The sequence below is a fragment of the Acinetobacter yuyunsongii genome, assembly GCF_041021915.1.
GTDB lineage: Bacteria > Pseudomonadota > Gammaproteobacteria > Pseudomonadales > Moraxellaceae > Acinetobacter.
This window is the reverse complement of sequence record NZ_CP157435.1, coordinates 1,551,166-1,576,752: the sequence shown is the minus strand read 5'-3', so window position 1 is coordinate 1,576,752 and position 25,587 is coordinate 1,551,166. Positions and strand designations below refer to the sequence as shown.

At 37.1% G+C, this 25,587-nt stretch carries 25 protein-coding genes and 3 pseudogenes; 13 read left to right on the top strand and 15 right to left on the bottom strand.

Annotated features, from left to right (window positions below; genetic code table 11):
- Window positions 1-90 precede the first annotated feature (90 nt).
- A complete protein-coding gene (locus tag ABLB98_RS07545; protein ID WP_348882524.1) occupies window positions 91-1,305 on the top strand; it encodes an aspartate aminotransferase family protein in 1,215 nt (404 codons plus the stop codon).
- A gap of 57 nt (window positions 1,306-1,362) precedes the next feature.
- Here the strand turns inward: ABLB98_RS07545 and ABLB98_RS07540 are convergent, their stop codons facing one another.
- The 3 genes from ABLB98_RS07540 to ABLB98_RS07530 all read right to left on the bottom strand — a co-directional run bounded on the left by ABLB98_RS07540 (window position 1,363) and on the right by ABLB98_RS07530 (window position 2,840).
- On the bottom strand, window positions 1,363-1,794 hold the full coding sequence (locus tag ABLB98_RS07540) for a CBS domain-containing protein (protein WP_348882525.1): 432 nt from the start codon (window positions 1,792-1,794) through the stop codon (window positions 1,363-1,365).
- Window positions 1,795-1,933: 139 nt separating this feature from the next.
- Entirely contained in the window at window positions 1,934-2,305 is a 372-nt protein-coding gene (locus ABLB98_RS07535; RefSeq protein WP_256415032.1) for a DUF2750 domain-containing protein, read from the bottom strand.
- 301 nt (window positions 2,306-2,606) lie between these two features.
- On the bottom strand, window positions 2,607-2,840 hold the full coding sequence (locus tag ABLB98_RS07530) for a hypothetical protein (protein WP_004662320.1): 234 nt from the start codon (window positions 2,838-2,840) through the stop codon (window positions 2,607-2,609).
- A 233-nt stretch (window positions 2,841-3,073) separates the two neighbouring features.
- Between ABLB98_RS07530 and ABLB98_RS07525 the strand changes: the two genes are divergently transcribed.
- The 6 genes and pseudogenes from ABLB98_RS07525 (at window position 3,074) to ABLB98_RS07500 (ending at window position 7,350) form a co-directional block, all read left to right on the top strand.
- Window positions 3,074-3,433: a hypothetical protein gene (locus ABLB98_RS07525; protein ID WP_005160009.1), complete on the top strand. Its 360-nt coding sequence runs from the start codon at window positions 3,074-3,076 to the stop codon at window positions 3,431-3,433.
- 107 nt (window positions 3,434-3,540) lie between these two features.
- On the top strand, window positions 3,541-3,870 hold the full coding sequence (locus tag ABLB98_RS07520; protein WP_348882526.1) for a hypothetical protein: 330 nt from the start codon (window positions 3,541-3,543) through the stop codon (window positions 3,868-3,870).
- Between the two features lie 118 nt (window positions 3,871-3,988).
- Window positions 3,989-5,107, top strand: a complete 1,119-nt coding sequence (gene ftsY / locus ABLB98_RS07515) for a signal recognition particle-docking protein FtsY (protein WP_348882527.1) — start codon at window positions 3,989-3,991, stop codon at window positions 5,105-5,107.
- A gap of 175 nt (window positions 5,108-5,282) precedes the next feature.
- On the top strand, window positions 5,283-5,879 hold the full coding sequence (locus tag ABLB98_RS07510) for a nitroreductase family protein (RefSeq protein WP_004662314.1): 597 nt from the start codon (window positions 5,283-5,285) through the stop codon (window positions 5,877-5,879).
- 223 nt (window positions 5,880-6,102) lie between these two features.
- Entirely contained in the window at window positions 6,103-6,780 is a 678-nt protein-coding gene (locus ABLB98_RS07505) for a DUF2057 domain-containing protein (RefSeq protein ID WP_348882528.1), read from the top strand.
- Window positions 6,781-6,841: 61 nt separating this feature from the next.
- A pseudogene (locus ABLB98_RS07500) lies at window positions 6,842-7,350 on the top strand (GNAT family N-acetyltransferase).
- A 141-nt stretch (window positions 7,351-7,491) separates the two neighbouring features.
- Here ABLB98_RS07500 and ABLB98_RS07495 read toward each other — a convergent pair.
- The 8 genes from ABLB98_RS07495 to ABLB98_RS07460 all read right to left on the bottom strand — a co-directional run bounded on the left by ABLB98_RS07495 (window position 7,492) and on the right by ABLB98_RS07460 (window position 13,357).
- Window positions 7,492-7,788: a cyd operon YbgE family protein gene (locus ABLB98_RS07495; protein WP_005160016.1), complete on the bottom strand. Its 297-nt coding sequence runs from the start codon at window positions 7,786-7,788 to the stop codon at window positions 7,492-7,494.
- Between the two features lie 4 nt (window positions 7,789-7,792).
- Window positions 7,793-7,894: a cytochrome bd-I oxidase subunit CydX gene (gene cydX, locus ABLB98_RS07490; RefSeq protein WP_000270276.1), complete on the bottom strand. Its 102-nt coding sequence runs from the start codon at window positions 7,892-7,894 to the stop codon at window positions 7,793-7,795.
- A gap of 14 nt (window positions 7,895-7,908) precedes the next feature.
- Window positions 7,909-9,054, bottom strand: coding sequence for a cytochrome d ubiquinol oxidase subunit II (gene cydB, locus ABLB98_RS07485; protein WP_005160018.1), 1,146 nt, complete (start codon window positions 9,052-9,054; stop codon window positions 7,909-7,911).
- The gene (locus tag ABLB98_RS07480; RefSeq protein WP_005160020.1) at window positions 9,051-10,628 is read right to left on the bottom strand and encodes a cytochrome ubiquinol oxidase subunit I; all 1,578 of its coding nucleotides are present in this window, start codon (window positions 10,626-10,628) and stop codon (window positions 9,051-9,053) included. The genes cydB and ABLB98_RS07480 overlap by 4 nt, the downstream gene beginning before the upstream one ends.
- Window positions 10,628-10,819: a cytochrome oxidase putative small subunit CydP gene (gene cydP, locus ABLB98_RS07475; protein WP_005160022.1), complete on the bottom strand. Its 192-nt coding sequence runs from the start codon at window positions 10,817-10,819 to the stop codon at window positions 10,628-10,630. Before cydP ends, ABLB98_RS07480 begins: the two co-directional genes overlap by 1 nt.
- Window positions 10,820-11,387: 568 nt before the next feature.
- Window positions 11,388-11,999 (bottom strand): OB-fold-containig protein, encoded by a 612-nt coding sequence (locus ABLB98_RS07470; protein ID WP_171062101.1) that lies wholly within the window; start codon window positions 11,997-11,999, stop codon window positions 11,388-11,390.
- A gap of 22 nt (window positions 12,000-12,021) precedes the next feature.
- Window positions 12,022-12,327 (bottom strand): Rieske (2Fe-2S) protein, encoded by a 306-nt coding sequence (locus ABLB98_RS07465; RefSeq protein WP_087545480.1) that lies wholly within the window; start codon window positions 12,325-12,327, stop codon window positions 12,022-12,024.
- Window positions 12,328-12,343: 16 nt separating this feature from the next.
- Complete coding sequence (locus ABLB98_RS07460; RefSeq protein WP_087545454.1) at window positions 12,344-13,357, bottom strand: adenosine kinase; 1,014 nt, start codon at window positions 13,355-13,357, stop codon at window positions 12,344-12,346.
- Window positions 13,358-13,538: 181 nt separating this feature from the next.
- Here ABLB98_RS07460 and ABLB98_RS07455 point away from each other — a divergent pair.
- The 4 genes and pseudogenes from ABLB98_RS07455 to ABLB98_RS07440 all read left to right on the top strand — a co-directional run.
- Window positions 13,539-13,712: pseudogene (locus ABLB98_RS07455) on the top strand (hypothetical protein); the annotation flags it as partial.
- A gap of 226 nt (window positions 13,713-13,938) precedes the next feature.
- Window positions 13,939-16,878, top strand: coding sequence for an insulinase family protein (locus tag ABLB98_RS07450; protein WP_348882529.1), 2,940 nt, complete (start codon window positions 13,939-13,941; stop codon window positions 16,876-16,878).
- Window positions 16,879-16,899: 21 nt separating this feature from the next.
- The gene (locus tag ABLB98_RS07445) at window positions 16,900-18,069 is read left to right on the top strand and encodes a phospholipase A (RefSeq protein ID WP_348882530.1); all 1,170 of its coding nucleotides are present in this window, start codon (window positions 16,900-16,902) and stop codon (window positions 18,067-18,069) included.
- Entirely contained in the window at window positions 18,070-18,597 is a 528-nt protein-coding gene (locus ABLB98_RS07440) for a cysteine peptidase family C39 domain-containing protein (protein ID WP_348882531.1), read from the top strand.
- On the opposite strand, the gene ABLB98_RS07435 is transcribed toward ABLB98_RS07440, so the two are convergent.
- The 3 genes from ABLB98_RS07435 to ilvA all read right to left on the bottom strand — a co-directional run bounded on the left by ABLB98_RS07435 (window position 18,585) and on the right by ilvA (window position 22,278).
- Window positions 18,585-19,922, bottom strand: coding sequence for a TrkH family potassium uptake protein (locus ABLB98_RS07435; protein WP_348882532.1), 1,338 nt, complete (start codon window positions 19,920-19,922; stop codon window positions 18,585-18,587). The two genes, ABLB98_RS07440 and ABLB98_RS07435, sit on opposite strands and share 13 nt — an antisense overlap.
- A 1-nt stretch (window position 19,923) precedes the next feature.
- Window positions 19,924-20,574: a TrkA family potassium uptake protein gene (locus ABLB98_RS07430; RefSeq protein WP_348882533.1), complete on the bottom strand. Its 651-nt coding sequence runs from the start codon at window positions 20,572-20,574 to the stop codon at window positions 19,924-19,926.
- A 159-nt stretch (window positions 20,575-20,733) separates the two neighbouring features.
- Window positions 20,734-22,278, bottom strand: a complete 1,545-nt coding sequence (gene ilvA, locus ABLB98_RS07425) for a threonine ammonia-lyase, biosynthetic (RefSeq protein ID WP_348882534.1) — start codon at window positions 22,276-22,278, stop codon at window positions 20,734-20,736.
- 98 nt (window positions 22,279-22,376) lie between these two features.
- Between ilvA and rpiA the strand changes: the two genes are divergently transcribed.
- Window positions 22,377-23,048 (top strand): ribose-5-phosphate isomerase RpiA, encoded by a 672-nt coding sequence (gene rpiA, locus ABLB98_RS07420; protein WP_087535810.1) that lies wholly within the window; start codon window positions 22,377-22,379, stop codon window positions 23,046-23,048.
- Window positions 23,048-23,734, top strand: coding sequence for a SprT family zinc-dependent metalloprotease (locus ABLB98_RS07415; protein ID WP_348882535.1), 687 nt, complete (start codon window positions 23,048-23,050; stop codon window positions 23,732-23,734). Before rpiA ends, ABLB98_RS07415 begins: the two co-directional genes overlap by 1 nt.
- A 1-nt stretch (window position 23,735) precedes the next feature.
- Here the strand turns inward: ABLB98_RS07415 and ABLB98_RS07410 are convergent.
- Window positions 23,736-25,273, bottom strand: a pseudogene (locus tag ABLB98_RS07410) (hypothetical protein).
- Window positions 25,274-25,587 lie beyond the last annotated feature (314 nt).

The following is a 25,587-nucleotide window of genomic DNA, read 5'->3' as shown; positions in this document are numbered from 1 at the left end:
TTATATAAATGTGAGTTTGAGCTTTCAATCTACTCAAGTTTTTGCTTATATAACTTTTTTCACCACAACTAATGATAGATTGAGTTTGTTATGACTAATATCACTCTTGCTCCTGTGCAACCTGATCAACCATCACATCTTATGGCAACTTATGGTCGCCAAGCGATCAGCTTTGTACGAGGACGAGGGGCGTATTTATATACAGCGGATGGTGCGGAATATTTAGATGCCTTAACAGGTATTGCTGTTTGTGGTTTAGGGCATGCACACCCAGTGATTGCGGAAGCGATTGCTGAGCAAGCTGCAACTTTAGTGCATACCAGTAACTTATTTGAAATTCCTTGGCAAACTGCTGCAGCTCAAAAACTTGCACAAGTTTCTGGAATGGAAGAAATTTTCTTCTCAAACAGTGGCGCTGAGTCAAATGAAGGTGCGATCAAAATTGCACGTAAATTTGGTTCTAAACAAGGCATTAGCAATCCTAAAATTATTGTTGCTGAACAATCTTTTCACGGTCGTACTTTGGCGACCTTATCTGCGACAGGCAATAAAAAAGTTCAAGAAGGTTTTGCACCTTTGGTTGAAGGCTTTATTCGTGTGCCATTTGGTGATGTTGAAGCGATTCAAGAGGCAGCTATCAATCATCCAGATATCGTTGCAATCTTGATTGAACCAATTCAAGGTGAAGGTGGTGTCAATACAGCACCGCAGGGTTTTAGTTACCTCGAGGAAGTTCGTGCTTTATGTAATCAGCATAATTGGTTAATGATGCTTGATGAAATTCAAACAGGGAATGGACGTACAGGTAAATACTTTGCTTATCAACATACGAACATTATCCCTGATGTCATGACCACTGCGAAGGGTTTAGGAAATGGTTTCCCTGTGGGTGCAGTAATGACACAGGGTAAAGCGGTAGGCTTACTCGGTGCAGGCAGCCATGGTTCAACATATGGCGGTACAGTACTTGGCTCACGTGTGGTTTACACTGTACTTGATACACTTGAAAATGAAAATGCCGTTGAAAATGCAGCCGTAGTTGGAGCCTATATTGTTGATCAACTACGAGCTCAATTGATTGATCAAAATGTACAGGTGCGTGGTTTTGGTATGATGATTGGTGTTCAATTACCAAAAGATTGTGCTGAACTAGTTGCTATTGCACGTGATCAATATAAGTTGATTATTAATGTAACGGCAGGTTCGGTAGTACGTTTATTACCACCATTAAACCTGACTCAAGCTCAGGCTGATGAATTGTTGAAGCGTCTTGTACCTGCAATTCAAGGCTTTTTAGCAGCGTAATGACGTATTAGTCATACAATAAAAAAGGGCAATTTGAATTGCCCTTTTTTGCGGCGATTAGCCTGAAATATATTGTTGAAGTTGTTCGATAAGAACGCGTTGATCTTCCATTGCAGCTTTGACTAAGTCACCAATTGAAATAAAGCCAACAAGTTTTTCTTTATCTAAAACAGGTAAGTGACGCAAATGGCGATCAGTCATTAATTGCAAGCATTCTTCAACTGTATTGTTTAATCCAACGGTGATGACTTTGGATGTCATAATATCTGACACAGGTGTTGTATTTGATGAACGCTCCATCAACGTCACTTTACGTGTGTAGTCACGTTCAGAGAAAATACCAACTAGCTTTTCATCTTCTGCAACGACTAAAGCTCCCACGCCTTTATCTGCCATAATTTTGATTGCTTCAAGTACAGTCGCATTTGGTGCAATTGTAAAAATTGATTGTACAGCTTTATTTTTGATGACTTGGGCAACGATTGTCATTGTTTATCTACCTCTGTTGTATTGTCATTTTCATTTAACTTAACGGTATTTTTTTTAATTGCAAAGTCCTAAATGCACAACAATGATAACTTTCTCTTGCGAATGTCTAAAAAGTCATCATGATTGGTGGGCAAATTTATTACCCCATAACTGGTTCTGGCATAAAAAAGAAATGCTGCATTTGTTGTGTCGAAAGTTTGAATTTGCGATGCGAAGAATTAAATAAAGCAGGCTCTACTTGTAAACGCGTTAAGGTTGGTAATAGTGATTCATGAAAATCTTTAGGTGTAATTTTACGTGGTTTATAATTTTTCCAATTTGATTTTGCATAACGGTGTGCTTGTACGCCATTCAACCAAAATGGGAATACATGACCATCATGATCGGACTTGATTGCCCAACCTTGATGATATAAACCCCAAAGTACACCACAATACATCATTGTTTTTAGAATTGAAATTTTAATCATCAACTCGCGTGATACTGGTTGGAAATTATTAAAACGATACATGTTCGTAAACTAATTTTATTTAAACTCATGTTTAATTATAAGAAATTTATATGGCATTTATGTTTAAACAATTGATCTAAATCGTAAGCAAATATTCTTTTGGGTCAAAATATCATCTTGATTATTCAATCTTTGCATCAGATAAAAGCAATTCAGAAAGACTCTAGAAATATTTTTTTTATTAAAGTTAACACTACCTGAGCAAATCAAAGCTTTGATGCAGCGCAACTTAGATCGTGGGAGGGAGTGATGTTGTACGTTTTAAGGAGGTATTAAAAAACGCCACCTGAGTGACGTTTTCTTATGCTTGCATTGTTGCTAACTTTTGCCAATATTGAGCTTTCAAAGAATCACGCTCTACTCGAAAACCTTGATAATACAGTTCCGCTAAAAATAATGCTGCTTTACCGTGACCTGCTTGAGCTACTTGTTCAAGCTCTTTCACAGCATCTAGAAAGTTTTTTTGCGATTGAATTGTATTTACTGCATTGGCATACACATGCTCTAGTTCATGTTGTGTAAAATGCTGAATCATATATAACTCCTTATTTTAATTATGATTACTTCAGATTCTATTCAAAGATACTTTACTTTGAACTTAAGTCACTATAACTCTGAATTATTAAATAATTATGACAACATTACTTGAATTGTCAAGTATATTGCGTGTCTTTATGTAATTTGTAAGCTTACACGATTAAACACTTCTCGCAAATATTTTTAAGTAAAATCAAAGTGAAAATAATAGAAATAGATAAGGAGAATAATATGTCAAATGTAATTGATGGCTTCAGCTTTGATGTACCGCCAGCAGAAAGCCAAATTATTGCTTTAGCTCACCATCACCGTAAATTACTCGATGAGGCAATCTTTCATCAGGAGATTCACTTAGGTGACTATTGTTTAGCACAGCGTAAAAGAGTTTACGATTTCGCAAGTCATTTAAGCCCTGAACAAAAAGATCGGTTTTATGATATTTACAATGGCGAGTTGAAACGTATTGCTGATGATGATGATTTACATCCAGCTGATGCTGAAAGTGGTGTAGGGATGTTTGCTATATTTTTGGCACTTGTGATTATTGCATTTATTTTATATTTCGCCTTTGTCCGTTCGCTGATGAGTTGATTAATATCATATGAGCGTTCAATAAACTTACTAGCGGTGAATTATTGAACGCTACACTTGTTCTCAGCGAGCTAGACACATACACTACATCTAATTCGAGGTAGATTATGCTGTCTATAATTTCTAAACATAAAGTTCTACAATCCAAATTGAGGTTGAAAATTGACCAGTTTTATAATGCTTTGGTCAGTATCATTATTTTGTCTATTTTTATCCTTGCATTTTATGCATTGAAACTTCCTGTCAATCCTTTGCAATATCAACAAGTACTTCAGTTTTCACAGCAAGCTAGTCATCCTAAAACACAACAAATGGCAGTACATATACTGGAAAATTCTCAGATTCGCCGTGAAGATTATTTAAAGCTTTTGAACGCTTATCAATTTGAATCTAGTCGAATCAAAGAGTACCCAGCGATGGCACAAGAAGATGAATAAGTTTTAATCGACTCATTTCTATTTATAAATGAACAGTTTGCCTTAGTCAGGAAAAAGAAATCAATTTGTGCTAGACTGACTATCTTTAAAAAAGCTGCTTTTTTCTCAAGGAATCGACATGCAACAGCAATCGAATATGCAAAATAAATTCTTGATAAATGCCGATATCGGAGATGACGATGTCACATTACCAAGTTTACCTGCTGTCGATGTTCCCATTATTGAGCCAGTAGCTAAAAATACTGTTGAAACGCCATCACCTGTAGTTGTGGAAGAAACATCTGTTCCTGCTATGATAGAAGAAGCCAAGTCAACAGGTTTCTTTGGTCGTATGAAGGATGGTTTGACTAAAACGCGTCGTAGTTTTACGGATGGTGTGGTCAATATCTTAATTGGTGGCAAAGAAATTGATGATGAGTTATTAGAAGAAGTTGAAGAACAGCTACTCATCGCCGACATTGGTGTCGATGCGACCAAAACTATTATCGCGAATCTTACTGAAAGAACTGCGCGTGGAGATTTAATTTATTCGCATGCGCTCTACAAAGCATTACAAGAAGAGTTGGTTGCATTACTTGCGCCACGTGTAAAACCATTACATATCGATCCAAATAAATCGCCTTATGTGATTTTAATGGTGGGTGTAAATGGCGTAGGTAAAACGACGACGATTGGTAAACTGGCTAAACGTTTACAAGGTGAAGGTAAAAAAGTCATGCTAGCGGCGGGTGATACTTTCCGTGCTGCAGCGACTGAGCAACTACAAATTTGGGGTGAACGTAACGATATTCCAGTTGTCGCTCAGGGGCATGGTGCTGATAGTGCGTCGGTTATCTTTGATGCTTTTGAAAGCGCGCGCGCGAAAGGCATTGATGTTCTAATTGCTGACACAGCAGGTCGTTTGCAAAATAAATCAAATCTTATGGAAGAGTTGAAAAAAGTTAAACGTGTGATGCAGAAGATTGATGCAACGGCACCGCATGAAATTATGTTAATTGTAGATGCGGGGACAGGCCAAAATGCAATTAACCAAGTACAACTGTTTGATGAGGCGGTTGGCTTAACGGGTATTACGATTACTAAACTTGATGGTACAGCAAAAGGTGGTGTGTTATTTAATATCGCGAGCCGTACCCATGTGCCAATTCGTTATATCGGTGTCGGTGAAAAGATTGATGATTTACGCCCATTCTCAGCAAAATCATTTGTTGCGGCATTATTTGAAACTGATAAGTAATTAGTTTATGTTAAAAGGACTCCACTCAATGTGGAGTTTTTTTATAGTTCACAAATAGTATTGTTTCAAAAATAAAACGATATGTCATATTTTTTAGACTATTCCTAAAAAATGTATCGTTATACACTACATTCAATCCAAGATAACGCCTTAAAGGTATAGTAGGAATAACAACATGAGTAACTTTCTAAATAGCATTAAATCACGTCGTACCATTTATGCAATTGGTAAAAATCTTACAGTTGACCAAGCAACGATTGAAGAAACAATTCGCGAAGCAGTAAAACAAAGCCCATCATCATTCAACTCACAAACTTCACGTGTTGTAACTTTATATGGTGAATCACATCATAAATTTTGGGAAATTGTTCGCGAAACTTTACGTAAAATGGTTCCAGCAGAAGCATTTGCAAATACTAGCGCGAAAATTGATAGTTTCTCAGCAGGTTTTGGTACGGCGTTATTTTATGAAGATCAAGATGTTGTAAAAGGTTTGCAAGAGCAATTCGCATTGTATGCGGATAACTTCCCAGTTTGGTCTGAACATTCAAGTGCAATTGCACAGTTCGCAACATGGACTGCATTATCTGAGATTGGTGTTGGTGCATCATTACAGCACTATAATCCAATCGTGGATGCCGAAGTGGCTGAAACTTTTGATATTCCATCAAACTGGAAACTACGTGCACAGTTAGTATTCGGTTCTATTGAAGCGGCTGCTGGTGAAAAAACCTATATGGATGATGCTGCACGTTTCAAAACTTTTAACTAAGTAAATATACGTATCATTAAAAAGAGCACTCAATGTGCTCTTTTTTTATTTAAGGGTTTGTATTCGCCAAAAGAACTATGGCGCTTAGCATTAGAATTGATGTATATATCTTAAAAAAGCCAAATTGTTGGAATAGACAGTTTTGTTTTATGTCATAAAATGGTCATAATCGCAGAGCATAGTGCTTACGATTTCATAAATTGTTTATATCGAGAAGAGTCTAATGTCTTTAAGAGTTGGTGTTGCTGCTTTCGGGTTATTATTGAGTAGTTCAGTTTTTTCAGCAGTCACAATCACTGCACCTGAAGAAATCGTGATTCTTGCGGTAAATGGTCAAGAAGTAAATAATGGCTTAATTCCTTCAAAGAAAAACAACTATCAGGTTGATCCTGGGAACTTAACGGTAAATGTTCGTTATCGTGAATATTTTGAACACTTAAATGGTGAACACGATATTGTGAAATCTGGTGTGGTAACAATTCAAACAGCAGATCTAAAAGATAATCAAACTTATAATTTGGCACTGGTAAATGCTCCAAAAGACTTTAGTGAAGCAAAAAAATTTGCTGAACAGCCTACGGTTGCTTTATATGATCAAAGCAAAAAACTTGTAGTACAGCAAACTGGTGCAAATAATGAAGCTCAACCGTGGTTTTCAGGTAACAGTTTGCTAGGTCGTACTTTAGATTTAACGCAAAAAAACAAAAATAATGTCGTGAATCAACCTGCACCCGTATATGCAGCTTCGACAACAAATGTAGCACCTGTTGCTGTAACAGCAACAACGGCAGTATCGAGCAATATAAAAACCACAGATCAGCAACTCGTAGACTTGTGGCAAAAAGCATCGAAAGCTGAGCGTCAAAAATTTATGGCGTGGTTAGCAGGTCAAACGAATTAATTGCTCCACTGTAAAAGAACCGATGTTATCATCGGTTTTTTATTGAGCGTATAAAATAGAAATGTCTTTAAACATTAGAAATGCAAAAATTGATGATGTAGCGCAATTGGTTGAATTAATCAATTTGGCTTATCGGGCTCAATCTGAGCGAAGTTGGACCACCGAAAAGCATTTGTAGATGGAACACGCATTACTAATGAGCAATTGAGTGAAGACTTGAGCTGATCAAATTTTAAACTGTTTATTGGCGAGAATGAACAAGGTTTGTTAGTTGCTTGTATTGGACTCAGTCTTGATCATAATTCTGTTGAAATTGGAACTTTTGCGATAGATTCATCGGTTCAAAACTTAGGATATGGCAAACAAATGCTCAATTATGTTGCACAGAGTTGTTCGGAAGTTCGAGATTTAATTATGTATGTCTTGGATGTTCGCTCTGAGTTAATCGCATATTATCAGCGTCGTGGTTATCAAATTACAGGTCATACAGAGCCTTATCCTGTAAATGCAAATGTAGGTCAGCCGTTGGTGCCAATTCAGTTAATTGAAATGAAAAAGACGATCATATAGTCTATTGATTATAAATTAAAAATTTTATTACTCAATATTTTAAATTATATTGTAATTACTTTGTATGTTATTAAATGATCATTCAAAACGACACAAAAAAGAGGAAGCCATGCTTCCTCTTTTTATTTGATTTGTTAAAGATTAATTACCAATCCAAATATAATAGCCTAAGATCATCAGAGGCCATGCAATATAAGGACTAAATAACCATTTCCATAACCAAAATCTTGGTATAAACCCAACACCATGAATAAAACCGCCAGAAATACCGACCATGACGAGCATCAGCATACTGTGGTTGTAGTGACCATTGGCATCTAACATTAATGATGGGTGTACCAATAAAATAGCAGCAAGTGGCAATGCCAACAAAAACGAAACGGTCATTGCAAGCACTTGAGCTTTACTATTCTTCGGTGTTGTCATTGCTTCAGCCATTTTATTATTCCTCATCTAAATTTTGATGGTGTTCGATATAGAGTGCACTGAGTACACCTGCGAAGCATGCCATCAAAATGCCTAGAATCCATGCAAAATACCACATTTCACATCTCCTCATTAGTACAAACTATGTGAATTTTCTTCAATGTGTTTGTTAGTGATGACACCCCACATTTTGTAATAAGACCAAGAGGTATAGATCAAAATGAGAGGAACAAAAATACAAGCAGCAACAGTCATTACACCAAGAGTTTTGTGACTAGAAACAGCATCCCACATCGTTAAACTTGATGTTGGGTTGATACTTGATGGCAATAAGAATGGGAATAATGCAAAACCAGCAGTTAAGATAGCACCCACAATCATCAGACTCGTACCTGTAAAGCTTGCAGCTGCCTTACGTTTTCCAGCACTAAGAATAACCAATAATGCACCTAGGATTGCAACAATTGGTGCAGCCATAGTAATTGGGTAAGTTGAGTAGTTATTCAACCAACCGTGGTTTGCATTTGTTACCACTTCTTTTGCAAGTGGGTTTAATGCAGCATTAGTATTAACAGCAGTAGCATAACTATAGCCTGAGATATTTCCAAACAATAACCAAGCGCCAGCCGCTAAGAAACATACAAGGAATGCGATTGCCATAATTTGAGTTGCTTTAGCCGAACGGTTATGTAAATCACCATCAGTACGAAGCATTAACCATGCGCCGCCATGAGCAGATAACATTGACAAACTCACGATACCGCAAATCAACGCAAATGGATTCAATAATGCAAAGAAGCTGCCTGTGTATTCAGAACGTAAGGTGTCGTCTAAGCTAAATGGTACGCCCAAAAATAAGTTACCAAATGCAACACCGAATACTAGTGCTGGTACAGCACCACCAATGCATAGACCCCAATCCCAAGAAGTACGCCATTGGGTATTTTCTAATTTAGAACGATAGTCAAATCCAACGGGTCTAAGGAATAGCGCAAATAGAACGAGTAGTAATGCCCAATACATTCCAGAGAAAGCGACAGCATAAACCATTGGCCATGCAGCAAAAAGTGCACCACCAGCGGTAATAAACCAGACTTGGTTACCATCCCAGTGTGGTGCAATCGTATTGATTGCAGCACGTCTTTCAGAATCAGTTTTACCTACAAATGGCATCAGCGCCATTGAGCCCATATCAAAACCATCGGTGAGGGCAAAGCCAATCAGTAATACACCAACCAATACCCACCAAATAATTTTTAGGAGTTCATATTCGATCATGATTGAGCCTCCCCAGTTTTTGCAGCTAGTTTTTCAAAATGATATTTACCAGTGTGCAACGAACTTGGACCTAAACGAGCAAATTTGATCATTAAGTACATTTCAATAATGAGCAGTACCGTATAGAACGCAGCAAGTGCAATAATTGATCCCCATACATCACCTGTGCTTAAAGAAGATGCAGATAGATGTGTTGGTAAAACTTCACCAATAGACCATGGTTGACGACCACCTTCAGCTACATACCAACCTGTTTGAATTGCAATCCATGGTAGTGGAAGAGCAAATAGAGCAAATTTAAGTAACCACGGTTTTGTTTCGGCATTACGTTTAGCGACTGACCACGCAGCCAGTAGGAAAAGTAATAACATTAATGCACCAGAAGCCACCATCGCACGGAACGAGAAAAACAATGCAGCGACATTTGGAATGGTATCTTTAGTTGCTGCTTTGATATGTTCTTCAGTTGCGTCAACAACATTCGGTGTATATTTCTTTAATAGCAGACCATAGCCTAAGTCTTTTTGATTTTTTTGAAATGATGCAAGTAACTCTGGGGACTGATCGCCTGCACGGAGTTTTGTTAATTCGCTATACGCCACCATACCATTACGAATACGGATTTCATGCTCTTTCATCAAGTCATGTAAGCCAGTAACTTCTTTGTCTGTCGAGCGAGTTGCAATGATTCCCATAACATATGGAATTTTAATTGCATAATCGGTACGCATTTCTTTTTGGTTAGGAATACCAAATAAAGTAAATGCGGCAGGTGCGGGTTCAGTGTGCCATTCAGCTTCAATTGCAGCGAGTTTAGTTCTTTGCACATCACCCAATTCATAACCTGATTCATCACCAAGTAAAATGACGCAGAAAGTTGAAGCTAAACCAAAAATTGCAGCAATCGCGAAAGAGCGACGAGCAAAGGGCATATCACGTTTCTTTAGCATATAATAGCTTGAGATGGCGAGTACAAAAACTGCACCTGTGACATAACCAGCAGAAACGGTATGTACAAATTTTACTTGAGCGACTGGGTTAAAAATCAATGCACCGAAGTCCACAAGTTCCATACGCATGGTTTCGTAGTTAAACGCAGCACCAACTGGGTTTTGCATCCAACCATTGGCGATCAAAATCCATAATGCCGACATATTTGAGCCAATCGCGACTAACCAAGTTACACCTAAGTGCTGAACTTTAGAAAGGCGATCCCAGCCAAAGAAGAATAGACCAATAAAAGTCGATTCTAGGAAGAAAGCCATTAAGCCTTCAATTGCAAGCGGTGCACCAAAGATGTCGCCTACATAGTGAGAATAATAAGCCCAATTGGTACCAAACTGGAATTCCATCGTTAAACCAGTAGTTACACCTAAGGCAAAGTTAATCCCGAAGAGTTTCCCCCAAAATTTGGTCATGTCTTTGTAAATTTCTTTACCAGAAATCACATAAGTGGTTTCCATGATGGCAAGAATAAAAGCTAGACCTAAAGTTAGAGGGACGAAAAGAAAGTGATACATTGCGGTCATTGCAAATTGGAACCGCGAAAGATCGACCACGCTTTCAGAAATCATCAACGTGTCTCCTGAGTTTTGGACATGTCACCAGCAATACGCTCGGCAACTTCATTGTTAAAATCTTTTGGAATCGTTGGGGCATCAAACCAGATATGTTTAATCACCATGAGAAGGGCAACTTTAATAATAAGAATAATCGTAATTTCTCTGATTAATCTTCGATTTTGATCTTGAGAACTCATGTTCATAGAACTTCGCCTCATATTTAAAAAACATGTAAAACATTATTAAATAAAATTCATTAAAAATAAACCTTTAAGGCTTTTAAATTGAATTAATTTTTATTTTATATAAAAATCAATTGTTTAAATAAATTTTGGTTAAATTTTGAAAATGTTATTATTACCCAACTAAAATAATATGAATTAATTTAAAAAACTGATTAAAACAGTTGTATTTATATTTTTAAATCTGATTAAAAAGGTTTGATTTATATTTAATTAAAAAAAATTTAAACCAACTAAAATAGTATGAATATAAAAATATAATATTTACAATCACTTAAAGAATTAATTATACAATTAAGTAATTTTTATAATAGATTTTGCGCAAAACCTAGTGTATTGGTAGAGTTTGGTTTAAAAAATATGTGAAATATCATCCTTCATTTTAGTCTGAAATTTAGATCAATAAGTTGATAAAAATGGAAGAGGTGATTACACGTTTTTTACTTTTTCTTTATGTAACAAATTGTAATTTTAATGATGAATGAAAAAAATTCTAATCGCTTCAATTAGATTTTAACGGATTTTGGGTTCAGTCTGCGGTAAATAGTTTATTTGAAATAGAGATTTTTTTAGCAATATAGTACGAATTGGATTTCTGACTGATCAACAACACTTGAGATTGTAACTCTAATTCACCATATTCTGGCTCTACTTGTACATAATACAGTTGACCAAATTCATTGCGAACACGTGCTTGTGCAGAGAAGCCTGGACGTGCATTTCCCGTTGAGATTGTTGCTAAACGACCCACTAAGTTAATGTGAGTATGTGTGACTTTAGGTTTAATCACTTGGTCAAGACAATTAATCATAAACACTGTAAAAAAGATGTCGATAATCAAAGCAGGAACAAAAAGATAGTAAGGCGAGATAAAGTAGTGTTGTAAAGCAAAAAATGAAAGCTCTAGAAAATAACCTGCAAAACTAAAATTGATGAGTAAAAATACAAATATTAAGTATTTAGAAAATTTTACATCTAATAGCGGTGAATTTAATAACCACTCTGGTGTCATTTTCTTTACGAGATGACTTGGACGTAACCCAATAAAAATACCAATTGTTTCTGCAATGCTGAGCAAAATCAAAGCCACTACGCTCATGTGAAATGGCATAAGGTAGTAATTTAAAAAAAACTCAGTCATCGCAGAATTCATGATTTAGGTATTAGTCAATATAAATACCACCATCAGAGTGTACTTCCAAATTTACTTTTTCAAGGAATTCACCTAGACATGGTCCTGAAATACATTCACCAGTTTCTACTGAGAATAATGCTCCATGAGTTGAGCATTGGATATACTCACGATCCTGATCTAAAAATTGATTTTCTAAATACTCAAGTTCAGTTTGCAAATGTGGGCAAACATTTTGATAAGCGTAAAAGCTACCATCTTTCTGAGTAATAAAGATTGTTGTTCCTTTCATGGTGTCATATGCACGAGACTCACGATCTGGAACTTCTTCAGTCATGCAAATTTTTTCCATTTTAAGCATATTCCTGTTGAGAATTTTTAAATTGTTCAAATAATTTGGCATAGTTTTCAACGGCTAAGCGTGGACCAAATTGTGCAACAACTTCACTAGAAATTAAAATAGCCAGTTGAGCCGCAGCTTTTAAAGTTAAACCAGCGTTAATGGCATATAAGAATGCACCAGCAAAAGCATCGCCAGCACCGTTAGTATCAACGGCATGAACTTCACGACCAGCAACGTGGAATTGTTGTTCAGGGTCAATGATGACTGCGCCATTTGCGCCTTGAGTGATGACAATATGTTGATTCTTTGATTTTAAAACTTCAATAGCTGCATCAAGTGTTTCAGTATTACTGAACATTAGCGCTTCTTGTTCGTTACAGAATAACAAGTCAACGCCGTCATCTAAGAGTTCTTCTAGCCCTTGACGTGCATATTGCACCATTGCAGGATCAGACAGTGAGAGGGCGATTTTAACGCCATGTGCTTTGGCAAGTTCACGTGCTTGTTTAACCGCAACACGAGCAGTATCACTTGTCGATAAGTATCCTTCGATATAGAGCCATTTTGCAGCTTTTAACGGTTCAAAATCGATTTGTTCAGCAGTTAATTCAGCGGTAATGCCTAAATATGTGTGCATAGTACGTTCTGAATCAGGACTGATCAGAACCATACATGTGCCTGTTACACCTTCACTAATGGATTGTGCAGCGGTTTTAATGCCTGCTTCATTTAAACCATTCAAGTAGATTGAACCGAGGTCATCATTACCTACACGGCATCCATAAAAAGCTGTACCACCTAGAGCACTGAATGCAACAGTTGTGTTTGCAGCCGACCCACCACTTGCTTGACCTTTATAGTTTTGGGTGTCTTGTAATTGTTGATATAAAGCAGCCTGAGTTTCACCATCGGTCAACTGCATTGTGCCTTTTTGCAAAGCTTGCTGTGTTAAAAACTCATTTGAGACTTTAAATTCTTGGTCAATCAGCGCATTACCAATTGCAAAAAGATCAACAGTTGTCATGTTTGTCATCACATTAAAAAATCAAAAAGCAAAGTTTACACTAATGCTCTGGATTACAGTAGTTTGTTGGAAAAATTAGCGTAGTTCTAAATAGTTAATTGTTGCGTTGATCTGTTTTAATTTTTATTTAAGCGGACCAATCAAGAATAAAAATATTTAATGAACAAAGAGCCGAAATTCTATGGCAATACTTCAGGCGACAACTTCTAGTTCACATGAACTTTTGTCAAAAGTTCCACAAGTCACAGCTTTATTCTGGTTGACTAAAATTTTTGCCACAACATTTGGAGAAACGGCTGGAGATGCTGTTTCCAAGTCACTTAATCTAGGTTATTTGATTAGCACTTTTATTTTTGGTGGTTATCCTTGGGTGTGTATATTGGTCGAAACACAAGCACACTCGCTTAAATCCAACGTAAATATTTTTATATTCGATGAAATCACAGAGAAAAAATGCGTTGAGTTTTGGTTGGCGCATTTTTCTACAAAAACATACCAATTTACATGGATATCCATGTGTATTCTTCGGTAGACTCTCTATATTAAATTAGTGTTATTTAAATAGATAAATTGGAGATCACATGACTGTAGATGTTACTGAAAGCATTACTCAAACCATTCATCCCGCGTTTCAGCTATTACGTCAACACCATGTAGAAGCACTCGATATTCAAGTTTCAGAATATAAGCATAAAGTAACTGGTGCTGTTCACTACCATTTGGCCACAAATCACGATGAAAATGTATTTCTAGTGGCTTTTAGAACTCAACCGATGGATTCTAAAGGAACAGCTCATATTTTAGAGCATACAGCTTTATGTGGTTCTGAAAAATTTCCTGTACGCGACCCATTCTTTTTAATGATTCGCCGTTCATTAAATACCTTTATGAATGCGTTCACAGCAGCAGATTGGACAGCTTATCCATTTGCGACACAGAATAAAAAAGATTTTCAGAATTTATTGTCAGTGTATTTAGATGCTGCATTCGCTGCAAATTTGAATCCTTTAGATTTTGCTCAAGAAGGGATTCGAATTGAATTAGAGAATGATCAAGCCGTTTATAAAGGTGTGGTGTTCAATGAAATGAAAGGAGCGATGAGTTCACCTACAGATCAGCTCTATCACCAGTTGGCACATCATTTATTCCCTGAAACGACCTATCACTATAATTCAGGTGGTGATCCAAAAGACATTCCTGATTTAACCTACGAACAGCTTGTTGATTTTTATAAAACACATTATCACCCAAGTAATGCAGTCTTCATGACTTTTGGTAATCAAACTGCCTATGATTTACAGGAGCAGTTTGAAAAATTAGCATTAAATAAGTTTTCTCAGGGTACAACATTATATTCAAAACCTGAAAAACGTTTATTAGCACCAATAGAAGTGACTGAAAGCTATGCAGTTGATAGCGAAGACTTAAAAGATAAAACTTATCATGTGATGTCATGGTTACTCCCTGAAACCAGTGACATTAAATTACGTTTAGGTATGCGTTTAGTAGAAGGAATTTTATTAGAAAATTCAGCGTCGCCGTTGCGTCATTATTTAGAAACTTGTGGTTATGCACAGTCAACGGGTCCATTGATGGGAGTTGATGATAGTAACTTCGAAATGACGTTCTATTGTGGCGTACAAGGCTCGAATGAAGAACATGCTGAAACATTTAAAAATGGTGTTTTAGATATTTTGAAAGAGGCTGCTTCAAAACCAATTGACCGTGATTTGGTTGATGCGATTTTACATCAAATTGAATTGCATCAACGTGAGATCAATGGTGATGGTACGCCTTATGGTTTAAGCCTTATTTTGAATGGTCTAGGTAGTGCAATTCACCATAATGATCCAATCCATGTTTGGGATGTGGATTCTGCAATTGAGCAAGTGAAAGAAGAATTGAAAGACCCAATGTGGTTGTCTAATTTAATTCAAACCCATTTGTTAGATAATCCGCATCGTGTACAAATGACCTTGGTGCCAGATGCGACCAAATCAGTAAAAGAGCAACAGGCTGAGCAAGCACGTTTGGCTGAAATTACTGCTAATTTGACAGAAGATCAAAAAATTGAAATTCAGCAAAAAACTGAAGCATTAAAAGAACGTCAAGACACAGCTGATGATCTTGAGTTACTTCCTAAAGTTGGTTTGGAAGATGTGCCTGCGGATTTGCATATTGTTCAAGGTCAATTGCGTGAGATTATCTGTAATGGTCTGGATACACCATTAAATCTTTATCATGCAGGCACCAATGGTATTTATTATCAACAAGTTTTGATTCAGATTCCAGACGAAATCGTACAGTCGCCTTATTTCAACTTACTTTCTATCTTGATGGGTGAGGTTGGTGCAGGTGAGCATGATTATTTAGAATTCCAACAAATCCAAACGGCTGTAAGTGGCGGTTTGGGAATGGGAGCGTCTTTACGTAGCAAAGTGGATGATAAAGATCGAATTAGTGCTTGGTTAACACTGACGACAAAATCACTTACGCAAAAGTTAGATTCTATTCAGTTGTTGAAACTTGCCTTTGAGCAGCTTCGTTTTGATGAAAAAGATCGCATTATCGAATTATTGCAGCAACGGAAAACCCGTTGGCAGTCACGCTTGTCAGGTTCTGGACATAGTTATGCAATGCAAATTGCTTCTCGTCAAATGAGTGCATTAGCTCGACGTGATTATCACAATACAGGTTTAGGCGCATTGAATTGGCTTACTCACTTGGTCAATAAGATTGATCAGGATGATACGGCTTATGAAGCTTTAATCGCTGAGTTACAAGCAATTCATCGTAAGTTATTACAAGCACCTAAACAGTTTTTATTGGTTTGCGAAGAACATCAATCTGATCGTTTAGTTGAAGAGATTCAAAACGTTTGGGATAAACTGGCTGTCGATAAATCACCTGTAAGCCTAACCGAAGTTGAACAAATTAATACAGAAAATGATGAAGCATGGCTCATTCAGACGAATGTTCAATTCTGTTGCTCTGCTTATCAAGCCGTCGATGTTGCACATTCAGATGCAGCACCATTGATGGTATTGGCTGCGTATTTGCGTAATGGTTTCTTACATAGTGCCATTCGTGAAAAAGGCGGTGCTTACGGTGGTGGAGCAAGTTATGATGGTAATGCTTGTTCATTCCGTTTTTATAGTTATCGCGATCCACGTTTAGTTGAAACATTTAATGATTTTGAAGCAAGTGTGCAATGGTTATTTAATGTTGAACAGCAACCATATCAACTTGAAGAGGCAATTCTTGGATTGGTCGCAGGTATGGACAAGCCTGGTTCACCTGCTGGCGAAGCAATTACTGCTTGTTATGCATTATTGCACGCACGTACGCCAAAATTCCGTAGAGTTTTACGTGAGCGCTTATTAAGTGTGAGTCTGGAAGATTTGCAGCGTGTTGCAAAACAATATTTATTGGAACAAAAACCAGTAAAAGCAGTTGTTGCGCCATTTGCTAAACGTGATGAGCTGCAAGCACTTGGATTTAATATTCAGCAAGTTAATTAAAATAAAAAGTTGGAGATATCTATGGCGTTCAAATCTTTTGAGCGGGGTCATTTGGAGCTTGGTGTCATTATGACACTGAGCGCTTTGGCGAGTTCTATGGTCAATGCGCAAACAACTACACCTGCAGCACCAGCAACAGTAGACGCTTGTGTCGCTTTGGCTTCAAATGCAGATCGTTTAGCTTGTTATGATAGCCTTTTTAAAGCTCCAACAGTGATCGCACCACAAGTTCAAGCAGCCGAACCAATCATTGCGGTAGCTGCTCCATCGGTAGAGAACAAAAATGAAAAAGCTGAACCTACGACTTTGCGTGATAAGGTTGTTCAAAAAGTAAGTGATTTGCACATCTTAGGTGCTGCGCCTAAATTTGACCCAAATATTTCATTATTAGACCGCCGTTGGGAACTTTCTGAAGAAAGTAAACTGGGTGTGTGGAATATTCGTGCTTATCAACCCGTTTATTTGCTGCCCGCATTTTGGACCAGTGATAAGAATGGATTTCCTAGTAGCCCCAATCCAAACAATACTGTTAAAGATCAACAAAACTTAACCTCTACAGAAGCTAAGTTTCAAATCTCTTTAAAAACGAAAGCCTTAGAAAATATTTTAGGCAATAATGGTGATGTCTGGTTGGGGTATACGCAGTCTTCACGTTGGCAGGTTTACAACTCTGAGGAATCACGTCCATTTCGTGAGACCAATTACGAGCCTGAAGCAAGTTTGATGTTCAGAACCAACTATGGAATTTTAGGTTTAAATGCGCGTCTGTTAGGTGTGACTTTAAATCATCAATCCAATGGTCGTTCTGATCCATTATCACGTAGTTGGAACCGTGTAATTTTTAATTTAGGGTTTGAAAAAGATAATTTTGCGTTGATGGTACGTCCTTGGTACCGTGTCGAAGAAAATGCCAAAGATGATAATAATCCTGATATTAAGGATTATATGGGGCGTGGAGACTTAACAGCATTTTATCGCCATGATGATAATGATTTCTCGCTAATGTTACGTCATTCTTTAAAAGGTGGTGATCGCTCACATGGTGCTGTGCAATTTGATTGGGCATTCCCAATCAAAGGTAAGTTACGTGGACATCTACAACTCTTTGATGGTTATGGTGAGAGCTTGATCGATTATAACCATCGTGCGACCTATGCGGGTTTAGGCGTTTCTTTGATGAATTGGTATTAAATGAGTTTAAATATTCCTGAGTCATTGTTGCAGCTTGAAGCAAATTGTGGGGTGTTTGCGGTCTGGCTGATTATAAAGCAATATCAGATCCATATTGATATTGCTGACCTAATTCAGTTATGTCGCCATGACCAACAAGAGGGAACTTTTACCATAGCATTGGCTGTGGCACTGAAAAAATTAGGCTTTGAAGTGTCATTGTATACTGACCCTGATCCGAATATTGATGAGAAAGAAAAGCAAAGTTATTTGGATGCCCAAGGTCTTCAGATTCCAATTCAGGCTGCTTTGACCTATTCCGAGATTCAGCAGGCATTTGAAAATGGTCACTTTGTTCTCGTGTTTTATGACACCTTACACGGTGTGGGAAACCAATCTTTGATTTATTCAATTGATGAACAAGAGATTAGTTTCTGTGATCATTTTGAAGTGATGTCAAAAAGTACGTTTGAACAACAACGCCAAGCCGATGGAATTTGTCGGCAGGTGATTGTGGTTGAGCAATATTCAGAGTTTTATCCGATCTGAATATTGGCATTTGCATGTTTCAAACGACTTTTCTTTGGTGTAGCAATCAGGTAGGCGAGTGTTAATGGCCCAAGTCGACCTGTGTACATCAGTAAGCTCAAAACAAATAAGCTACCATCATGCAATTCACCTGTAACACCACGAGATAAACCAACAGTGCATGCAGCCGAAACAACCTCAAACATAAGATCTAAAACATCCAGTTTAGGTTCAAGTAAGAAAATTGTGAAACAGCCGATAAACACTAACATACCTGTAATTGCTGTCACGGCAAGCGCTTTATAGGTGGTTTCCTGCGAAACTGAATGATTGAAAATACGAATTTCTTCATTACGCCGTAGAAATGAAATCACACACAACAGCAATATTACAAAAGTACCAACTTTAATACCACCTGCGGTACTCAGTGAACCGCCACCAATAAACATCAATAGCATCGTGAGCAGTGTTGTACTGTGTTCCATCGAACCTGTATCAATAGTATTGAATCCCGATGAACGAGGTACTGTCGCTTGGAACCAAGCATTCATGGCTTGTTCACCAATATTCATTGAACCTAAAGTAAGTGGATTGTTTGCTTCTAAAAGCCAAATCAAAATAAAAGCCACAATATTTAGTGTTGCGATTGCACTGAGGATTAGCTTGCTATTCGGTGTAAGTTTATTCCAACGTTTATTTTGTTTAACGTCAATTAAAACAAGAAAACCAATTCCACCTAACGTATATAGCGTACTAATGGTTAAACAGATAAGATAATGACCTTGGAAATTTATTAAGCTGTTATTGAATAGCGAAAAACCCGCATTGTTGAATGCAGAAATACTGTAGAAAATTGAATAATATAATCCACGGTCAAAGCCATAAATAGGTATAAAAGAAGTACTTAAGATAATAACGCCAATCAGTTCAAAAAAAAGAGTATAAATCACCACACCTTTTGCCACAAAAGTTACTTTAGATAAGCTGGTTTGACCTAAGCTATCTTGTGCCATCATTTGTTGTTTGAGCCCGAGTTTAGGCGCTAGACTTAAGGCTGCCAAAATAGCAAAAGTCATAAAACCCAAACCACCTGTTTGGATTAATAAAAGAATAATAACTTGCCCGAGATGATTAAAAGACTCATTTAAATTCACTACAGATAAACCTGTAATGGTTACAGCCGATGTTGCTGTAAATAAGGCATCCATCCAGCTCAAATTGCCTTTATTGGCGATAGGAAGTTTGAGTAATAGTGTTCCAATGATAATAAAACTTAGAAACCCAATCGCTAATAAGGAGGGTGGACTTAAGTTAAAAATTTTTTGAGTATTTATTTTTATCGTCATTTTATACAAAACATCCTGAGAGCTTTCGGAGATGGCTGAGCGAGCCTTCTAAAATAAGTACGTCTCCAGCCTGTAGAGTAAAACTCACATCGGTTTCATATAGAATTTGTTGATCACGTTTAAGTAATAAAAGTTTGATATTGGGTTCTTGTTTTAAGATGCCCGATAAATTCACATGATTCAGCTTTGCTTGTACTGGAACTTTGACAATATAACGATCATCATCCAAAGCCATATAACGGCTAACCATGGGATAATTTAACGCTTGAGCAACCCGCACACCCATATCTTCCTCAGGGTGAATAATTTTACTAACGTTTAAATGGGAGAGGATAGTGTGGTGGGCTTTAGTTTTGGCTTTAACGAGGATTTTATCCACCCCTAAATTTTTTAGATTTAAAACACAAAGAATACTGGCTTCAATATCTTCACCAATCGCGACCACGACGGCATCACAATTTTGGATATTCAGTTCTTCTAATACATGTTCATCGGTTGCATCTGCAATCACGGCATGGGTAATGCGATCAGCTAAGCTCTCTACATTTCGTTTAATGGTATCGATCCCAATCACATCATGATTGAGTTTGGTCAGTTCTAAGGCAACAGTTGCTCCAAAACTACCTAAACCAATGACTGCAAACTGTGCCATAACTGTCCTTAACTAAATGATAAAAATGTCTTTTTATTCATTTTAAGGTGGATTAATTGATCTGTTTGTAATGATTTTGTTTGCGATCACATATAAAAGATCAAAATCATTGGGTAAAAATAAAGCCGACATGATGTCGGCTTTAAATGATGAGGTGATTTATTTAAGGAAACGTTTGTAACCAGTATTGTCACTGATTTCAGCATATGGATAAGTAATTTTCTCTAAAGTTTCGATCAACCCATCTGGATTTTGTTTTGCATCAGTTGCTTGTAAACCGACTAAAACACGACCTTCGGCTGCACCATGATTACGATAATGGAATAGGGTAATGTTATGTGTTGGACCTAGACGCTCCAAGAAAGTCAGTAATGCACCTGGACGCTCTGGAAATTCAACACGGAACAAGCGTTCATTTTCCAAATTGGCATGACCACCAATTAAGTAACGAATATGCAGTTTTGCAACTTCATCATCGGATAAATCATCGACATCATATTGTTGTTTCAGCAACTCATGGATTTCGTGACGTTCAACTTCGCCACCTTTCAGGCTAATCCCGACAAAAACCTGTGCCTGATTGCTGTCACTGGCCCGATAGTTAAACTCGGTGATGTTACGACCTTGCAGGGCACGGCAAAAATTAAGAAATGCACCTTTCTGCTCAGGAATGGTCACTGCATAAATCGCTTCTTTACGTTCACCCAATTCAGTACGTTCAGCAATATAACGGAGACGATCAAAGTTCATGTTTGCACCGCAAACAATTGAAACCATGTTCTTTCCAATGAGCTGATGTTCGGTAACGTATTTTTTTATACCTGCTAAGGCCATCGCCCCTGATGGTTCAACGATACTGCGATTTTCATCATAGGTATCTTTGATTGCGGCACAGATTTCATCGGTATTGACCGTAACAATTGTTGGATCAACAATTGGACCAGAATTATCTGACTTAGATAAGCGGATCATTTCAAAAGGCAATTCACCAATTTGAGCAACGGCTGTACCATCCGCAAATAAACCCACATGTGGCAGAATCACGCGTTTATTAGATTCAAGAGCAGCTTTTAGGCACGCAGATTCTTCATATTCAACACCAATGACTTTGACATGTGGCGCAACTTCACCAAGATAGGCTGCAACACCCGCAATGAGCCCGCCACCACCGACAGCAACGAAAACATATTCAACATCACGCCATTGGCGCAATAATTCATTGGCAATCGTTCCTTGACCAGCAATCACGAGTTCATCGTCATAAGGTGGGATAAAAACTAATCCTTCATCTTCTGCACGTTGTTTGGCATATTTATTGGCAACATCAAAACTATCGCCGTGTAAAACAACCTGTCCACCTAAGTTTTTAACCGCTTGTACTTTGATGTCAGGGGTCGTGCTTGGCATGACAATAATGGCTGGAATGCCTAATTTTTTTCCAGACAGTGCAACACCTTGTGCATGGTTACCTGCTGATGCGCAAATCACACCTCGATCGAGTTGATCTTTAGGAAGTTGGCTAATCCTGTTGTAAGCACCGCGTAGCTTGAAAGAGAATACAGGTTGTAAATCTTCACGTTTAAATCGAATGTTATTGTTAATTTTTTGACTAATTCGTGGAGCTGCTTCAAGCGGTGTTTCAATCGCAACGTCATAAACCGTTGCTTGTAAAATTTGTCGTACCACACGAGACAGCATGTTCATCTTCCCTATAACAGTTTAAAATAGGCAATCATTGTAGCAAACCCCTGTGCATTTGCGCTGTTTTCTTGCAGCAAATGTCAAAATAGTTGAGTGAAGTCATGAGTCTATATGCAACCCAAGATGAAAAAAAACAAGCTGCGGCAAAAGCAGCATTGAAACATTTGCCTAAAGGCGGCATTTTGGGCGTAGGAACTGGAAGTACTGTTAATTTTTTAATTGATCTATTACCAGAGTTGCAATTGGAAGCAGCCGTAGCAAGTTCTAATGCAACAGCTGAACGTCTTAAAAAATTAGGTATCGAAGTGGTTGATATGAACTCGGTAGGTGGTTTGGATGCCTATGTCGATGGTGCAGATGAAATTGACCGCCATATGCATATGATTAAAGGAGGCGGTGCTGCATTAACTCGTGAAAAAATCGTTGCTTCAATTGCTAAGAAATTTGTATGTATTGTTGACGACTCAAAGTGGGTAGAGCAATTAGGTCGTGATTTTCCACTTCCTATCGAAGTAATTCCAATGGCGCGTTCTGCAGTTGCACGTAAAATCGTAGCTTTAGGTGGTGATCCTGTTTATCGCGAAGGTGTTGTTACTGATAATGGTAACGTTATCTTAGATGTTTTTAATTTAAATATTTTGAACGCACTTGATTTAGAGAAAACGATCAACAATATTCCAGGTGTGGTAACCAATGGAATTTTTGCTTTGAATGCAGCTAGTATTGCGATTGTTGCAACCAATAATGGTATTGAAGAACGTACGGCACAGTAATGCAATCAGTTTCGCTTGAAACACAATTGCCTGAAATTAAAGTAGTTCGACATGCAAGAGCGAGAAATTTGCGTTTGCGTGTTGAACCTACAGGTATTCGTTTAACAGTCCCTATCTTTTGTACAAAGCGGCAGATTCAGCAATTTCTGCAACAGTCTGAACAATGGTTATTAGAGACATGGAGCAAGCAACAAGAACAATTTAATCAGACTATAAATTTTCCTGAACAACTTGTTTTATTTTATCATTTGCAACCATTTCAAATTATTCAGCAACAGCAACGTCATATTTTTAAATTTAACTGGGAACAACATATTTTATTTATTCGAAATGAAAGCCCTGAATTAGCTTTAAAAGCTGCTGTATTAGCATATGCGAAACAGTTTTTACCAGAATATTTAAACTTAATAAGTAAGCAGACGGGCTTACAATATGGCGAATGCACGGTGAGAAAGCCAAAGACACGTTGGGGAAGTTGTAGTTCAAAACATGACATTATGCTTAACGCAGGATTAGTATTAATGCCTATGCATAATGTACGGTCAGTGTGTATACATGAATTAGCACATACGAAGTATTTTGATCATAGTACAGCATTTTGGGGTGAAGTGGCGAAGTATGATGAAAGTTATATCGAAAATCGCAGGCAATTAAAAAGTATTCAATTGCCTGCGTGGTGGTACTAAATCAAATAAAACTACATTCAAGTTGGGTTGTTTGTAGTTGATCCGGTGCCTTGCGAGTATCTAGACCTGCATTAGCACTTACTACTTGATTTCCATTTAATTTTATTTGAATAAACTTGTACTTTTGTAAAGTAAAGTCGATGTCAGTAGAACTACTATTGAGTAGGTAATCTTGACCTGTATTATTGATGAGCATTAAATTATCAGTACTATCGCCATCAACTTTTGAAGTGAAGATTTGAGTACCTTTTTGTAGTTCTAAAACACCGTTAGCTCTGATATTTAGTTTGCAATCGTTAATTTTATCTTCGTAACTGCCAATTAGATATTCAATAGAAGGTAAATTAGGATTAAAGACAGTATTAATTCCAGTTACACCTGATTGGCATAAATAATTCGAATCTAGACATTTTGATGTTGAACTATTAACGGCAAAGCCTACAGCTCTTCTATAGTCACCAGCCCCCGCTACTCTGAAAACATCTGTAGCTTGCATTTTTGGATCGGTACCTGAGTATATTTTTTGTTCAAGTTGTAAATATCCAAGTGGATTAGATGTTTGTTGCTCATATTTTGTGGCAAGTTTTAGTACAGCACTTTTTAATAATCCAGCATATTGATCTCTAATATTTTTTTGATTTTCTGCAATGTTAATTAAAGTGTTTTTATTTGGATCTGTATTTTCAGGGGCTGGGTCAATTAATGAAACAAGTGGACTAGGATCTCCATGTATTTTTTTCCCATCTAAATAACCATCTTTTAAATCGATTGCTAAGTTCTTGGTAAATTCAACAAATGCATTTTCAGGGTTGGAGCTTGACCATTGTTGAATGTAGCCAAAGTTTAAATAGGTATTAATATATTTATTGATGGTAGCAACAGTTAGGTTATTTGATTTAAATATAGTAAGTATTGTGCTTGATGATAAGTTTGGTAAATCAACATTTGAAAAGCCATTTAATAAGGCACTGTTGACATCATTAGTCGCAAATTGTAGCTGTAATGCACTAACTTGTTTGGAGTTAATGATGTCTGTAGGGAGTTGACCAGATCTTACGATAGCACGTTGATAAATTGCTTCAGAGCTTGGGGTTATATAGATTGGTTGCGTTAAATTGCTAGTATTAACTTCTACTAAAGCATTAAAAGTTAAAGAGAAGCTTTTATATTGGCCATTGAGAAAATCATAAATTAATGAGTTAGGTGTAGTAGATATTTCAATTCTATACAAATGATCCGTATTAAGTACTTTCGGTAAGGTAATACTGAGATTTGAAGTAGTACTAACATTTTGTTCTATGACTAAAGAATCATCAAAATTATCATATACTTTGACTATAACATCACGCATTTCTACTGGAACTTTAATATCGAAGTTTTTAGGCTTTGGAATCACAACTTCTGGAGTGGGTGGGACATATTGTGCCTCGCTTTCACCGCTTCCACAGCCTACTAGAAAAGCTGGACTAAGCAAAAAATACTGCTTACGCCTAAACTGATGTATTGGTTTAATCTTTGTTTTGATCTCAAAGAAGGCATTCCAGCTCTCCAAAATTTAGCATCCATGAAATTTATTATTACCGCATGGTTTTTATTCTATGCGAATACTTAGATGATTCAATAGTATTTCTTGACCAGTGGTAAAATTGAATCTATATAAAACAATTTGACAGAACTTTTACACTGTTTTTAATGTTATAGCGGCCAGTCAAGTGAAAAATAAGTTGTTAAATTTACATTTTTGTTTTTAGAAATTTTTATATTTTTACTAACTTTAGCTAGATACAAAATCAATCCCTCAAGTTGTAACTTAGAAATGCTATATAACTTATAGGGTTATGGATTGTGGAAAT

What these genes read in the sequence shown, in the direction of transcription:
- ABLB98_RS07470 (WP_171062101.1), bottom strand. Translation starts at nt 11,999, where the DNA reads ATGACTGAGTTTTTTTTAAATTACTACCTTATGCCATTTCACATGAGC.
- ABLB98_RS07505 (WP_348882528.1), top strand. Translation starts at nt 6,103, where the DNA reads ATGTCTTTAAGAGTTGGTGTTGCTGCTTTCGGGTTATTATTGAGTAGT.
- ABLB98_RS07545 (WP_348882524.1), top strand. Translation starts at nt 91, where the DNA reads ATGACTAATATCACTCTTGCTCCTGTGCAACCTGATCAACCATCACAT.
- ABLB98_RS07525 (WP_005160009.1), top strand. Translation starts at nt 3,074, where the DNA reads ATGTCAAATGTAATTGATGGCTTCAGCTTTGATGTACCGCCAGCAGAA.
- ABLB98_RS07450 (WP_348882529.1), top strand. Translation starts at nt 13,939, where the DNA reads ATGACTGTAGATGTTACTGAAAGCATTACTCAAACCATTCATCCCGCG.
- ABLB98_RS07445 (WP_348882530.1), top strand. Translation starts at nt 16,900, where the DNA reads ATGGCGTTCAAATCTTTTGAGCGGGGTCATTTGGAGCTTGGTGTCATT.
- ABLB98_RS07465 (WP_087545480.1), bottom strand. Translation starts at nt 12,327, where the DNA reads ATGACTGAAGAAGTTCCAGATCGTGAGTCTCGTGCATATGACACCATG.
- ABLB98_RS07415 (WP_348882535.1), top strand. Translation starts at nt 23,048, where the DNA reads ATGCAATCAGTTTCGCTTGAAACACAATTGCCTGAAATTAAAGTAGTT.
- ABLB98_RS07430 (WP_348882533.1), bottom strand. Translation starts at nt 20,574, where the DNA reads ATGGCACAGTTTGCAGTCATTGGTTTAGGTAGTTTTGGAGCAACTGTT.
- ABLB98_RS07480 (WP_005160020.1), bottom strand. Translation starts at nt 10,628, where the DNA reads ATGATTTCTGAAAGCGTGGTCGATCTTTCGCGGTTCCAATTTGCAATG.
- ABLB98_RS07440 (WP_348882531.1), top strand. Translation starts at nt 18,070, where the DNA reads ATGAGTTTAAATATTCCTGAGTCATTGTTGCAGCTTGAAGCAAATTGT.
- ABLB98_RS07540 (WP_348882525.1), bottom strand. Translation starts at nt 1,794, where the DNA reads ATGACAATCGTTGCCCAAGTCATCAAAAATAAAGCTGTACAATCAATT.
- rpiA (WP_087535810.1), top strand. Translation starts at nt 22,377, where the DNA reads ATGAGTCTATATGCAACCCAAGATGAAAAAAAACAAGCTGCGGCAAAA.
- cydB (WP_005160018.1), bottom strand. Translation starts at nt 9,054, where the DNA reads ATGATCGAATATGAACTCCTAAAAATTATTTGGTGGGTATTGGTTGGT.
- cydX (WP_000270276.1), bottom strand. Translation starts at nt 7,894, where the DNA reads ATGTGGTATTTTGCATGGATTCTAGGCATTTTGATGGCATGCTTCGCA.
- ABLB98_RS07460 (WP_087545454.1), bottom strand. Translation starts at nt 13,357, where the DNA reads ATGACAACTGTTGATCTTTTTGCAATTGGTAATGCGCTGATTGACCAA.
- ABLB98_RS07435 (WP_348882532.1), bottom strand. Translation starts at nt 19,922, where the DNA reads ATGACGATAAAAATAAATACTCAAAAAATTTTTAACTTAAGTCCACCC.
- ABLB98_RS07535 (WP_256415032.1), bottom strand. Translation starts at nt 2,305, where the DNA reads ATGTATCGTTTTAATAATTTCCAACCAGTATCACGCGAGTTGATGATT.
- ABLB98_RS07510 (WP_004662314.1), top strand. Translation starts at nt 5,283, where the DNA reads ATGAGTAACTTTCTAAATAGCATTAAATCACGTCGTACCATTTATGCA.
- ilvA (WP_348882534.1), bottom strand. Translation starts at nt 22,278, where the DNA reads ATGAACATGCTGTCTCGTGTGGTACGACAAATTTTACAAGCAACGGTT.
- ABLB98_RS07495 (WP_005160016.1), bottom strand. Translation starts at nt 7,788, where the DNA reads ATGGCTGAAGCAATGACAACACCGAAGAATAGTAAAGCTCAAGTGCTT.
- cydP (WP_005160022.1), bottom strand. Translation starts at nt 10,819, where the DNA reads ATGAACATGAGTTCTCAAGATCAAAATCGAAGATTAATCAGAGAAATT.
- ftsY (WP_348882527.1), top strand. Translation starts at nt 3,989, where the DNA reads ATGCAACAGCAATCGAATATGCAAAATAAATTCTTGATAAATGCCGAT.
- ABLB98_RS07530 (WP_004662320.1), bottom strand. Translation starts at nt 2,840, where the DNA reads ATGATTCAGCATTTTACACAACATGAACTAGAGCATGTGTATGCCAAT.
- ABLB98_RS07520 (WP_348882526.1), top strand. Translation starts at nt 3,541, where the DNA reads ATGCTGTCTATAATTTCTAAACATAAAGTTCTACAATCCAAATTGAGG.